General features: G+C 36.3%; 11 protein-coding genes. 4 read left to right on the forward strand and 7 right to left on the reverse strand.

Annotated elements, in window-relative coordinates; translation table 11 throughout:
- Positions 1-222: 222 nt before the first annotated feature.
- From pruA to pcrB, 6 genes are all read right to left on the reverse strand, one after another.
- Complete coding sequence (gene pruA / locus AC1Q51_RS24440; RefSeq protein WP_000259555.1) at positions 223-1,770, reverse strand: L-glutamate gamma-semialdehyde dehydrogenase; 1,548 nt, start codon at positions 1,768-1,770, stop codon at positions 223-225.
- Between the two features lie 154 nt (positions 1,771-1,924).
- Complete coding sequence (locus AC1Q51_RS24445; RefSeq protein ID WP_090978172.1) at positions 1,925-2,695, reverse strand: TSUP family transporter; 771 nt, start codon at positions 2,693-2,695, stop codon at positions 1,925-1,927.
- A 96-nt stretch (positions 2,696-2,791) separates the two neighbouring features.
- On the reverse strand, positions 2,792-3,988 hold the full coding sequence (locus AC1Q51_RS24450) for a CamS family sex pheromone protein (RefSeq protein WP_000717011.1): 1,197 nt from the start codon (positions 3,986-3,988) through the stop codon (positions 2,792-2,794).
- A gap of 16 nt (positions 3,989-4,004) precedes the next feature.
- On the reverse strand, positions 4,005-6,014 hold the full coding sequence (ligA, locus tag AC1Q51_RS24455; RefSeq protein WP_090978170.1) for an NAD-dependent DNA ligase LigA: 2,010 nt from the start codon (positions 6,012-6,014) through the stop codon (positions 4,005-4,007).
- Between the two features lie 14 nt (positions 6,015-6,028).
- A complete protein-coding gene (gene pcrA, locus AC1Q51_RS24460) occupies positions 6,029-8,278 on the reverse strand; it encodes a DNA helicase PcrA (protein WP_139213320.1) in 2,250 nt (749 codons plus the stop codon).
- Between the two features lie 12 nt (positions 8,279-8,290).
- On the reverse strand, positions 8,291-8,980 hold the full coding sequence (gene pcrB / locus AC1Q51_RS24465) for a heptaprenylglyceryl phosphate synthase (protein ID WP_000272109.1): 690 nt from the start codon (positions 8,978-8,980) through the stop codon (positions 8,291-8,293).
- A 294-nt stretch (positions 8,981-9,274) separates the two neighbouring features.
- Between pcrB and AC1Q51_RS24470 the strand changes: the two genes are divergently transcribed.
- The 3 genes from AC1Q51_RS24470 (at position 9,275) to AC1Q51_RS24480 (ending at position 10,897) form a co-directional block, all read left to right on the forward strand.
- Positions 9,275-9,652, forward strand: coding sequence for a YgaP family membrane protein (locus AC1Q51_RS24470; RefSeq protein ID WP_000812341.1), 378 nt, complete (start codon positions 9,275-9,277; stop codon positions 9,650-9,652).
- Between the two features lie 219 nt (positions 9,653-9,871).
- Positions 9,872-10,717 (forward strand): SPFH domain-containing protein, encoded by an 846-nt coding sequence (locus AC1Q51_RS24475; RefSeq protein WP_053565395.1) that lies wholly within the window; start codon positions 9,872-9,874, stop codon positions 10,715-10,717.
- 15 nt (positions 10,718-10,732) lie between these two features.
- The gene (locus AC1Q51_RS24480; RefSeq protein ID WP_001085171.1) at positions 10,733-10,897 is read left to right on the forward strand and encodes a type II toxin-antitoxin system antitoxin; all 165 of its coding nucleotides are present in this window, start codon (positions 10,733-10,735) and stop codon (positions 10,895-10,897) included.
- Positions 10,898-10,917: 20 nt separating this feature from the next.
- Here AC1Q51_RS24480 and AC1Q51_RS24485 read toward each other — a convergent pair whose 3' ends face one another.
- Positions 10,918-11,787, reverse strand: a complete 870-nt coding sequence (locus tag AC1Q51_RS24485) for a LysR family transcriptional regulator (protein ID WP_327941049.1) — start codon at positions 11,785-11,787, stop codon at positions 10,918-10,920.
- Between the two features lie 122 nt (positions 11,788-11,909).
- On the opposite strand from AC1Q51_RS24485, the gene AC1Q51_RS24490 reads away from it, so the two are divergent.
- The gene (locus AC1Q51_RS24490; protein WP_492331780.1) at positions 11,910-13,088 is read left to right on the forward strand and encodes a YbfB/YjiJ family MFS transporter; all 1,179 of its coding nucleotides are present in this window, start codon (positions 11,910-11,912) and stop codon (positions 13,086-13,088) included.
- Positions 13,089-13,092: the final 4 nt, after the last annotated feature.

A 13,092-nucleotide genomic window follows, 5' to 3' on the forward strand; every position in this document is an offset into this window, starting at 1 on the left:
AACCATAGATTTTCTTTCAAATTGTATTATACAGGAAATTCTCAAAATGAATACTAAAAAATATGACTAATACGTCAATTTTTCTCATTATTTTATTTCTGTTTACATGTTTATCCCGCTATTAATAGGTTTTAGCTCATTCTCTTCGAACGACGGTAATATATGGGGTTTCAACTTTAAAAGGAGCTCTCCACACTTTGTGAAGAGCTCCTCTACTATTTCTTATAAAGTTTCAGAAGTAGTTTTTGCTTGCATGTGAAGTGCTAAGTAATCAGGTCCACCAGCTTTAGAGTCTGTACCAGACATGTTAAAGCCACCGAATGGTTGGTAACCTACGATTGCACCAGTACATCCACGGTTGAAGTATAAGTTACCAACGTGGAAGTCTTCACGTGCTTTTTCAATATGGTCACGGTTGTTAGTAATAACAGCACCTGTTAAACCGTATTCCGTATTGTTTGCAATTGCAAGTGCATGATCGAAGTCTTTTGCTTTACAGAATGCTACTACTGGTCCGAAGATTTCTTCTTTCATTAAGCGAGCATCTTCTGCAACATCAGCAACGATTGTTGGTTGGATGAACCAGCCTTTAGAATCGTCTCCTTCGCCACCTGCTAAGATTCTACCTTCTTCTTTACCAATTGCAACATAGCTCATTACTTTATCGAATGCAGCTTGGTCATTAACAGGACCCATGTTTGTACCTAATACTGCTGGGTTAGCAACTGTTAATTCTTTTGTTAATTCAACAGCACGATTTAATACGTGATCGTATACATCTTCGTGGATTACTGCACGAGAACATGCAGAACATTTTTGTCCTGAGAATCCGAATGCTGATGCAACGATAGACTTAGCTGCCAATTCAAGATCTGCTTCTTTATCAACAACGATTGTATCTTTACCGCCCATTTCAGCGATAACGCGTTTTAACCAAATTTGGCCTGGGTTTACTTTCGCTGCACGCTCATAAATACGGATACCTACATCACGAGATCCCGTGAAGCTTACGAAACGTGTACGAGGATGATCTACTAAGTAGTCACCAACTTCAGAACCATTACCTGGAACGAAGTTTACTACGCCAGCTGGTAAGCCAGCTTCTTCTAATACTTCCATAAATTTCGCTGCTACTACAGGAGTTGTACTAGCTGGTTTTAGTAATACTGTGTTACCAGAAACTAAAGCAGCTGTTGTCATACCTGCCATAATTGCGAATGGGAAGTTCCAAGGAGAAATGATAACACCTACTCCTAATGGAATGTAAGAGAAACGATTATATTCAATTGGACGGCTTTCTACTGGAATACCGTCTTTTAATTTTAACATTTGACGACCATAATATTCCATAAAGTCGATTGCTTCTGCTGTATCAGCATCTGCCTCATTCCATGGCTTACCTGCTTCTTTTACAAGAATAGCAGAGAATTCATGTTTTCTGCGACGAACGATTGCTGCAGCACGGAATAAAATGTCTGCACGCATTTCTGGCTTTGATTTTCTCCAAGTTTGGAATGTTTCATCCGCTACTTGCATTGCTTTTTCAGCTAACTCACGGCTTGCTTTTGAAACACGACCAACAAGTTCCTCTTTATTTGCAGGGTTTACAGAAACAATTTTGTCTTCTGTAGTGATTTTTTCTCCCCCAATAATTAATGGATAGTCTTGTCCAAGATAAGATTCTACTTTCTTTAAACCTTCTTCAAACGCTAATTTGTTAGCCTCCACTGAAAAATCTGTAAATGGCTCATGTTTGTATGCTACTACCATTTTTTTTAGCCTCCCCTTAGAAAAACGTTTACATTTTACAACATTATTCTACACGATAATTTAGATTTATTCAAATATTCCTAGACTTATATTTTAAAAATTAATAAATTTTTAAAATATAATAAAAAAAAGAGATTCATACATGCGTATGAATCTACAAAATATGAGTATATTCCAAAACATTTTTCCCGATCAATAATATAGTAACTAATAAAAATAAAGTCCTTACATATCCAACGCCTTTTTGAACCGCAAACTTCGATCCCAAATAAGCACCTAAGATCATTGATAATCCCATGATAATACCGTATTCAAAATGAATTATGTCTAAAAATAAAAAAGTAATTAAAGATACAATATTACTAACAAAGTTCAAAAGTTTTCCAGATGCTGCCGCTTGAATAAAATCCAAACCAATTAATAAAAATGCAAAAATTAAAAATGACCCTGTCCCTGGTCCAAAAAATCCATCATAAAATCCTATCATTAAAATAACAAAGAAAAATATTAATGTTTTTCTTTGCGTCATCTTCTTATAGGTAGACACACTTCCCCAATTCTTTTTTGCAATAATATAAATAGCAATAAATACCAACATTACAAGTACTAATGGGCGTAAAATATCCGATGGAATAAATTTTACTACTAAAGCACCTGCAACAGCTCCAACAATAGTTAACGGGATTAACTTTCCTACAATTTTAAAATCAACTTTTCCTGATCGAATGAAATACATCGCACTCGTAAACGTCCCCATTGTTGCCGCTAATTTATTCGTTGCAATTGCTGAAGCCGGCGTTAAGCCAACAAACATAAGCGCAGGAAGCGAAATTAACCCTCCTCCTCCAACAACGGAATCAATGAAAGCTGCTAAAAAACCGAATGCAATTAATAAAATAATGACTTGAAAACTTAATTCTTCCATGAACTTTACCCCTTACCCCTATTATTTACAACATTTTAAATTATAACAAAATTACATAAGAAAAAAAGCTGTTCCATAGAGGAACAGCCTTCATATTTAATCTAAAATTTTCACAAGTGGTTCATCTTGTTTTGCTTCACGTATAATAATAGCTTCTGGGCGTTCTACAGATTTAATCGTTACTTGTACTTTCATATAATTCGGGAAGTATTCCATAACAAGCCCTGCCACATATTGTGTAAAACCAATTATTTCAGCTTTTCCATTAAACTGGACAGGAATATCAAGCTTCATTTCTCTTAATTCATCATCTCTATACATACCAGTACCAATAACAGCTGTATAGTCGCCTTGGAAATAATCGCTTAGTTTTGCCTTAAAGTTGGATACTCTTGCAAGATCTTCACGTTTATTATCTGTTTTCGCTTGCTCTGATGGGAACAAATAGTATTTCTCATTAATTTGTTTCCAATCTTCAACCGTTTCACTACCTTTTTCTACATTTGCATAAGAAACAAAGTTACCTGGTACGAGCGAAGACTTTGGAGATTGGCGATAAATCGCAAATGTTATCGGAATATTTTTTGTATCAGGTTGTTTTTGATGTATGACTTTCAAAATTTCTTGCGCCATTTTTTTCCCTTCAGCTAACATCTTTTCATCCGGGATTGCAGCTTCACGTGGATAACCATGCTCTTCGTTAAAATATTGAACAGAATTCATTGCTAATCCAACTACCATACCAACACGTTCCTCGCTGTTATCGCCTTTTTTCACATAATAATCATGCTCTAAAATATTTGAAATATATATTGGATTTTTTTTATTTTTCACTTCTAGTGATTCGGATCCCGTTCCTAACGCAGGGTTTAATCCTATATTAGGAAATTTAACTGCATCTTTTTTTAATTTGTCCTCTAGTTCCTTTTGTTCAGCATCTGTACGTTTTCTTTTAACAAGCATCTGTATCACTTGAGTATCTAGAGCACTTCCGCCTTTTAAAAAATTATCTTTCGTATTAAATGATTCTTTTGCAATTCGCATTAATCCTGTTTCAAATTCATCTATATCAAGACGACTATTTAGCCCTTGCACCACTAAACCACGTGCATTTCCACCATCAAATGGAATAGTCGTCTTATAATATTCATCCGAAATAGCGTATTTTGGAACAACTGATTGTTCTTTTGCTTTCCCCGATTTCTCAGCCACTTTTTCATCTTTGTCGGCACCTGCACTACACCCACTTACAAGTAGGCCCAGGCTTAATATCGCTAATGCTATTTTTTTCATGGTAAGTTTGCACCTCTTACTTATTTAGCTCTTGTAAGAACCTCTCTTCATTCCAAACCTCAACATTATGTTTCTCCGCTTGTGCTAATTTCGAACCAGCTGCTTCACCTGCAACAACCAAATCCGTACTCTTACTAACACTTCCTGTTACTTTTCCACCTAATGCCTCAATCTTCTTCTTCGCTTCACTTCGTCCCATAACTTCTAGCTTACCTGTTAAAACAACCGTTTTTCCTGCGAAGTAAGATTCAACATTTTGTAAATCTGCAATTTTTATACCTTTGTATGTCATATTCACGCCATACTCTTTAAACTGCTGTAATAATTCTAATACATCTTCATTATCAAAATATGTCACAACAGATTGAGCCATTTTTTCGCCAATTTCATTAATTGCTTTTAGTTCTTCTTCTGTTGCTTTTACAAGCTCATCCATCGTTTCAAAGTGCTCTGCAAATGTACGTGCTGCTTTCGCTCCAACGTGGCGAATTCCAAGACCAAATAATAATCGCTCTAACGAGTTTTCTTTAGAATTTTCAATTGCTTGTATTAAGTTTGTTGCTGATTTTTCACCAAAACGTTCTAACTGTAATAATTGCTCTTTCGTCAATGCATATAAATCAGCAAATGTACGAATATAATCTGCATCAAAGAGTTGTGTAATGACACGTTCTCCAAGTCCATCAATATTCATCGCATTTCTTGAAACGAAATGGATTAATCCCTCTCGAATTTGAGCCGGACAAGTCGGATTTATACATCGAAGTGCTACTTCTTCTTCTAAACGAACAAGTTCACTCTCACATGCTGGACAATGCGTTGGCATACGGTATTCTTCTTCTTTACCAGTACGCTTATCAAAAATAACGTTCACAACTTCAGGAATAATATCTCCAGCCTTCTTCACAACAACGTAGTCACCAATTCGAATGTCTTTTTCACGAATCAAATCTTCGTTATGTAAAGAAGCACGGCGAACAATCGTACCAGCAACTCTCACTGGCTCTAGCTCTGCAGTCGGCGTTACAACCCCTGTTCGGCCAACACTTAATTCAATGCCTGTTAGTCTCGTTACAACTTCTTCAGCTGGGAATTTATAAGCAATCGCCCATCGTGGACTCTTCGCTGTAGTTCCTAGACTTTCTTGAAGAGCAACATCATCTACTTTTATAACGATTCCATCAATCTCATAATCAAGATGCGGACGTTTTTCTTGCCATTCTTCTACATAAGCTATAACCTCTTCGATTGTTTCACATGTACGGCGATTTGGATTTGTCTTAAATCCGAGTTCACCTAAGAAATCAAGCGATTCACTGTGCGATGGAATTGTTTTTTCTTCTACATTCGCAAGACCGTACACAAACATAGATAAGTTACGCTTCGCTGCAATTTTCGGATCAAGTTGACGTATTGAACCTGCTGCTGCATTACGCGGATTCGCAAATACATCTTCTCCATTTTGCTCTTTTTCTTCATTTAGTTTAACGAATGAACGCTTCGGCATATAAGCTTCGCCTCGTGCTTCTAACGTTACTTCTTCATTTAAACGAAGTGGGATAGCTTTAATCGTTTTTAAATTTTGAGTAATATCTTCACCCGTTACACCATCACCACGTGTCGCCCCTTGAATGAAGCGTCCTTTTTCATAATGAAGCGAAACGGCAAGCCCGTCAATTTTTAATTCACATATATATCTTACATTCGCACCATCAATTCCTTGACATACTCTTCTGTCGAAATCACGTAAATCACCTTCGTTAAATGCATTCCCTAAACTTAACATTGGTGACTTATGTGTTACTTTTTCAAATATATCAAGAATAGTTCCCCCAACGCGAACGGAGGGAGAATCTTCACTCATAAACTCTGGGTTCTCTGCTTCTAATTTTATAAGCTCCTGCATATCACGGTCATATTCCGCATCAGAAACAGAAGGATTGTCTAATACGTGATATTGATAATTAAATGTATTTAACAAATCACGCAGTTCTTCTATACGTTTTTTTGCTATCTCTTTTGACATATCCTCATTCCTTTCTATTGTTTCGTCACAGGTGCAAATTTTGCTAACAAACGTTTAACACCAATCGGGCTTGGGAACGCAATATCTAATTCTTTTGCATCACCTTCACCTTTTACACTTACAACTGTACCGATTCCCCATTTTTGGTGGGAAGCTTTATCGCCTACTGCCCAGCCAATTTGCTCACCGCCTGTCGTCTTAGCTGCTGGACGCGCGAAAGCTGAACGAGAGCGTGTTGCGGTTGTCGTTGTCATTTTACTGCTACTTGTTGTTCTGCCTTTTGCACCAAACGAATTTTCACGCTTCGGCGCTGTTTCATTTAATGATTCCACTAGTTCTGCCGGGATTTCTGTAATGAAGCGAGACGCAGCGTTCATACTTGTTCTACCAAATAAAGTACGCATTTGCGCATTAGATAAATATAGCTCTTCTTCTGCACGAGTAATACCTACATAAGCAAGACGACGTTCTTCTTGCATTTCATCCTCTTCCATAAGAGAACGAGTATGAGGGAATATCCCTTCCTCTAAACCAACAATAAAGACAACCGGGAACTCTAATCCTTTCGCTGAGTGCATCGTCATTAAAATAACTTCTTCACCAGCAGTTGGGTCTTCATCTACACGATCAATATCAGCAACAAGTGCTAAATCTGTTAAGAATGCAACAAGGCTCTTATCTTCACTTTGAGATTCAAATGTTTGCGTAACAGATAAGAACTCGTCTAAGTTTTCTAAACGACCTTCCGCTTCTAAAGAACGCTCATTTTTCAACATATCGCGATAGCCTGTTTTTTCAATAACTTCTTCTACTAATTCTGTAACAGATAAATACTCTTGCATATTTACCCAGTTGTGTAATAAACTTGCGAATTCTTTTACTGCCTTTGTAATTTTTGCACTTACTCCAACATGCTCTATCTCATCAAATACAGCAGTTAATGAAATTCCGTTTTGTACACCGTAATTAATAATTTTATCGATAGAAGTCGCACCAATACCACGCTTTGGCATGTTAATAATACGTGCAAAACTAATTTCATCATCTGGATTACCGATTAAACGTAAGTACGCCAAAATATCTTTAATCTCTTTACGGTCGTAGAACTTAGTTCCCCCAACAATTTTGTACGGAATGTTAGATTTAAGGAAAATCTCCTCGACCATACGAGACTGAGCATTCGTACGATATAGCACTGCAAAATCAGTGTATTTTCGTTTCCCCATTTGAAGATCGTCACGTATTTTTTTCGCAACAAAATATGCTTCGTCCTTTTCAGTTGCAGCACGATAATACGAGATTTTACTTCCAACTTGATTGTCTGTCCATAATTTCTTCGGTTTACGATTCGTATTTTTTTCAATAACAGCATTCGCTGCATTTAAAATATTTTGTGATGAACGATAGTTTTGTTCTAACAAAATTACCTGTGCATTCTCATAGTCTTTTTCAAATGACAAAATGTTAGAAATATCTGCACCACGCCAGCGATAAATAGACTGGTCAGAGTCACCTACAACGCAAAGATTTTTAAAACGTGCTGCCAAATGTTTAACAAGAAGATATTGCGCTTTGTTCGTATCTTGATACTCATCAACATGAATATATTGGAACTTACGCTGATAAAACTCTAATACTTCTGGAACACGTTCAAATAGCTGAATAGTCGTCATAATTAAATCATCAAAGTCTAATGAATTATTTTTCAAAAGACGTTTTTGATACTCTGTGTATACATCGCTCGTTAATTTTTCATATGGATCAGCCATTGTAATTTTTTTTGCATATTTATCCGCAGATAACAGTTCATTTTTTGCATTACTAATACCCGCTAAAATAGAGCGCGGCTCAAATTTCTTCGGATCAATATTGCGCTCTTTCATAATTTTTTTGACTACAGTTAGCTGATCACCTGAATCTAAGATTGTAAAGTTACGATTAATACCAATACGATCGATATCGCGTCGTAAAATACGTACACACATAGAGTGGAACGTCGAAATCCAAATATCTTCTGCTTCTGGTCCCACAAGTTTATCAATACGCTCGCGCATTTCACGAGCTGCTTTATTTGTGAAGGTAATAGCTAGTACATTCCATGGTGCTACACCTTTTTCACCAAGCAAATACGCAATACGGTGTGTTAACACGCGTGTCTTACCACTACCTGCACCTGCCATTAGTAGCAGTGGTCCATTCGTTGTTTGTACTGCTTTTTGTTGCTGTGGATTTAAACCGTTTAATAACTTATCTGTCATACTCATATACGCCTGCACCTACTCTCCTTTTACTGCTTTAACTGTTTTTAACGCCGATTTTATATCATCATAAATAATATTTCCAACAACTACTGTATCAGCATATTGCGCCATTTCTTTCGCCTGTTCTGCATTAGAAATACCACCGCCATAATATAACTTGGCTTGTTTCAATTCTGCTTTTACATTTTTAACAAGTTCAACATCTCCATACGTACCGCTATATTCTAAATAAAATATCGGTAAATGTAATAACTTGTCTGCTAAACGCGCATATGCAATAACGTCATCTTCTGTTAAATCACATTTCGCATCTGTAAGCTGGGCTACTTTCGCTTCGGGATTTAAAACACAATACCCTTCCATAAAAATTTCGTCCCAGTCCATAATATCCCCAAATTCTTTCAATGCCTCATGATGAACACCTGTTACCCATTCTACTTTTCGGCTATTTAAAACACTTGGGATGTAATAAAAATCAAATCCTGGTGTAATTGCTTCTACATCAGAAACCTCTAATACACAAGGAACTGCATATCTACGAATGCTAACTAGCATGTGTAATACGTTATCAATTGTAACTCCGTCACTTCCGCCTACAATAACAGCATCCGTTCCAGACTCACAAATCATTTCTAAATATTCATCACTTAACTCCTTATTTGGATCAAGCTTAAATACATGTTTCCATCCGGAAATATCGTACATGAAAACACCCTTCCTTTTCTCTAGTTATATCTATAGTTCTGTTTAAAATAACAGTTAGTTTTTATCTTGATTTTTTAAAATAGCTATTAAATATTTTTCAAAAAGAAGGATTTAATTTCACCTTCTTTTTATGCATTCTTTCATTATAACAAAAAAAGCTACTGACACACACGCCGAATCCAACATCTTTTTCAACGTCAAATGTTGGATTACATATCCCAAAAATCACACGGGATACTAATAAGAGAAGTAGTATTTACTATTTCAATTTTCATAAAAAGGAGTGTTTTTCTAATGAAGCAAAACATCGGGACAATAAACGCTCTAATTCGAATTACACTTGGGCTTGTCCTCTTCGGATGTAGTGCAACTAAACTTGTACGCAAGCCGTGGTGCACTTGGTCTAACATTTTTCTATGGATTGGTGCAATGAAAGTTGCAGAGGGAATTGTTCGCTTCTGCCCTATTGTTGAAGCGTGGAAATTTGGAAAATACATGAATATGGGAGCATTTAAAATGCCTGGCATGAATTTTACTGAAAAAGGACATGCTAAAGAAGAAGTGAATCAAACTTCCGCTCATGACAAGCCAAAGTCAAAGGGAAGTTATGACGCTTCTGACAAAGAGATTGAGTCAGCGATTGAAGAAATAATCCTGGCAAAACCGCTTTGAATCATTTGTCACGATGCAAGATGCTCTCAAAGGGACTTAGCTGCTGCAGTGGGCGGTTAAGTCTTCTTTATTTTACCATAAAACAGAACGTATATTCTTATTTCTAACTTTAAAATGTACATAAAAGATATCAATCAATAAATTTCAGAAAATTAGGTGCATACCCCTTGCTTAAAATGATATAAAAGTGATATCATTTTTATATCAGGAGGCGATCATATGAAAGAAAAACAAGTATTTTATGTAAATGGTTTTCTCGGTATTATTGGAATTTTGATTTTAGCTGCTATCGGTATATTTTTCCTTGCACAAGAAATTTTCGTAGGAGCAGCACTAACTATTATATTAGCCGCAATTCTCGCTACAGGTATCGGTATTGTTCAACCGAATCAAGCGAAAGTTATTACGTTCTTTGGTAATTATTTAGGAACAATTCGTCAAAATGGTTTATTTTTAACAATTCCATTCGCATTCCGTCAAACTGTCTCATTACGTGTTGAAAACTTTAATAGTAAGAAATTAAAAGTAAACGATGTTGAGGGAAATCCGATTGAAATTGCAGCTGTTATTGTATATAAAGTAGTTGATTCTGCAAAAGCAATGTTCGGTGTTGAACATTACGATCGATTTGTAGAAATTCAAAGTGAAACAGCAATCCGCCACGTCGCAACAAAATATCCTTATGACAATTTCCAAGATGAAACTTGCATTACGTTACGCGGGAATACTGAAGAAATCTCTGAAGAATTAAAGCGTGAGTTAGAAGCGCGCCTTGAAATCGCAGGCGTAGAAGTATTAGAAACTCGTTTAACACATTTAGCTTATGCAACAGAAATTGCCCATGCGATGCTACAACGTCAACAAGCAAAAGCGGTATTAGCTGCTAGAAAAGAGATTGTTGAAGGTGCTGTGAAGATGGCGAAGGATTCAATCCATATGTTAGATGAGGAAGGCGTACTTGAATTAGATGACGAGCGTAAAGCGAATATGGTAAACAACCTATTAGTTGCCATCGTTTCAGATAAAGGTGCGCAACCAGTTATTAATACAGGAAGCCTATACTAAGGGCTATAAGTAATTATGGCTAAAAAGAAAAGCTTTCCATTACGTATTGATCCTGAATTACACGCAGTCATCGAAAAATGGGCAAATGATGAGTTTCGTAGCGTCAATGCACACATCGAGTATTTACTTCGAGAAATGGCAAAGCAAAAAGGAAAATTGAAGAAAGATAAAGATGCATGAACAAACAGCCCACTGAATTTTCAGCGGGCTGTTTTTATACAAAGCAAGTCATCAATAAACTTGCTTAACGCTGCTGTTCTCACACTATCTTTCCGATAAATAAAATAAGTCGGAATAAACCTGTTTTCATGTACTAACGGTGTATGAATACGTTCTTTATGGCTATCAAATTGCTCTGCTACTTCACGTGGTAACATAGACACCCCAAGTCCAGCTTTTACGCATCCAATAATACCGTCTAAAGAATTTAATTCCATTATTTTTTTGGGAACAATCCCTTCAGATAGTAACCATTCTTCTAAAACTTTTCTATAAAAACAACCTGATTGAAAAACGATAAAAGACTGCGATTCCGAATATCCGTTATCCCACAAAACATTCCGCTTTGAAAGTAACATCATTTCCTCTTGGAATACTTCTATCTTTTCTAAAGCTGGATCAGCTATACAATCAGCTACAAATGCCCCCTCTATTTCATATAAGAGTACCTTCTTCGTTAATTCTTCCGTATTGTGCGTTTGCAACATAATTTCCACTTCTGGATAGCGCATATGATAATTAGCTAAAATCGTGGGCAATCTAACAGCTGCTGCTGTTTCCATCGCTCCAATTTTCAATACTCCTCCAGGCTCCGCTGTATGTTTCACTTGCCTTTTTGATTCATTTAATAATTGAATCATTTTTTCAGCGTATGTTAACAACTTTTCTCCGGCTGGTGTTAATGTAACTCCATCTCGATGCCTATAAAATAATTGTGTTTCATATTCAGCTTCTAGCCGTTTTATTTTTGCTGTTATGTTTGATTGAACAAAATTCAACCGAATAGCTGCTCTTGAAATACTTTTCTCCTGCGCGACCATATAAAAAGCTACAAAATCTTGTAAGTTCATTCGTTCATATCCCTTCGTTCATATCATTAATTTTGATATTACATATAAAAAATCAGTATTTTACGCCCCATATATATTCCTCTATCATATATATTAGAAGATATTTCAAGAAGGGAGATTATATGAAAGAAACAAAAACATGGAAAATGATTATAGCTGGGATATGTTCTTTAATAGCTGTCATGGGTATTAGTCGGTTCGCCTACACACCGATTATTTCTTTTATGGAAAAGCAAGCCCATATAGAAGATGACCTCGCTGGATATTTAGCGTCCAGTAATTATCTTGGTTATTTACTTGGGGTATTCTTTATTGGATTCATTACGATAAAAAATCGTGAAAAAATATTACACCTCTGTTTATTCTTCAATGTTCTTTCAACTCTTTGTATGGGCTTAACCTCTTATATCTTTTTATGGTTTCCCCTTCGCTTTATCGGTGGTTTCACAAGTGCAATTGTATTTGTTCTTGCCTCTAGTATTGTTTTAGATTATTTATTTCAAAGTAATAAAGTCATGCTAGGTGGCATGATTTATAGCGGTGTTGGAATTGGCATTATTTTCTCTGGAAGTTTCGCACCTTTATTCAACTCAATTTGGAATTGGCAAGGTGCATGGATTGGGTTAGGACTTATTAGTTTTAGTTTAGCTATCCTTGTATGGAAATGGTTAAGAGAGGACAGTAGACGTACTATACAGCAACCAAAAAGTACTATACAAGCTACATCTCATAGAAAAAACTATTTATTTTGGCTTATTTTAGCTTACGGATTCGAAGGGTTTGGCTATATCATTACAGGGACCTTCCTTGTCACCATTGTAGAAAGAATTACACTATCACCCTTCTATGCATCTTGTAGCTGGATTATTGTCGGTATTGCTGTCATCCCATCTAGTTACATTTGGTCCACTGTTGCTCGGAAGTACGGACCAACACGAGCTCTTACATCCGCCTATATGTTACAAATTATAAGTTTACTTTCTCTACTCCTTATTCCAAACCTTTTTGGGGCATTTCTAAGTGCAGTCCTTCTAGGTGCTACATTCGTCGGAATTACAATTTTAACAACTACAGAAGCAAAACGAATAAGACCGAATGAAAGTAATAAAATCATTGGTTATACGACAGGTGTTTATGGGATTGGCCAAATTATCGGTCCAATCTTTACAGGTATTATTGCAGAGCAAATGCAAAGTTTTTCCCTCCCACTCCTTGTCGCTGCTCTTACGTTAATCATCTCAATACTGCTATTATTAATTGGAGAAATAAGATGTAAGCAGGTAGAGAAAAAGTGTATATAGATAC

The sequence above is a fragment of the Bacillus sp. MT94 genome (genome assembly GCF_058792475.1).

Coding starts and splice junctions, on each gene's coding strand:
- pruA (WP_000259555.1), bottom strand. CDS start 1,770: ATGGTAGTAGCATACAAACATGAGCCATTTACAGATTTTTCAGTGGAG.
- AC1Q51_RS24445 (WP_090978172.1), bottom strand. CDS start 2,695: ATGGAAGAATTAAGTTTTCAAGTCATTATTTTATTAATTGCATTCGGT.
- AC1Q51_RS24450 (WP_000717011.1), bottom strand. CDS start 3,988: ATGAAAAAAATAGCATTAGCGATATTAAGCCTGGGCCTACTTGTAAGT.
- ligA (WP_090978170.1), bottom strand. CDS start 6,014: ATGTCAAAAGAGATAGCAAAAAAACGTATAGAAGAACTGCGTGATTTG.
- pcrA (WP_139213320.1), bottom strand. CDS start 8,278: ATGAGTATGACAGATAAGTTATTAAACGGTTTAAATCCACAGCAACAA.
- pcrB (WP_000272109.1), bottom strand. CDS start 8,980: ATGTACGATATTTCCGGATGGAAACATGTATTTAAGCTTGATCCAAAT.
- AC1Q51_RS24470 (WP_000812341.1), top strand. CDS start 9,275: ATGAAGCAAAACATCGGGACAATAAACGCTCTAATTCGAATTACACTT.
- AC1Q51_RS24475 (WP_053565395.1), top strand. CDS start 9,872: ATGAAAGAAAAACAAGTATTTTATGTAAATGGTTTTCTCGGTATTATT.
- AC1Q51_RS24480 (WP_001085171.1), top strand. CDS start 10,733: ATGGCTAAAAAGAAAAGCTTTCCATTACGTATTGATCCTGAATTACAC.
- AC1Q51_RS24485 (WP_327941049.1), bottom strand. CDS start 11,787: ATGAACTTACAAGATTTTGTAGCTTTTTATATGGTCGCGCAGGAGAAA.
- AC1Q51_RS24490 (WP_492331780.1), top strand. CDS start 11,910: ATGAAAGAAACAAAAACATGGAAAATGATTATAGCTGGGATATGTTCT.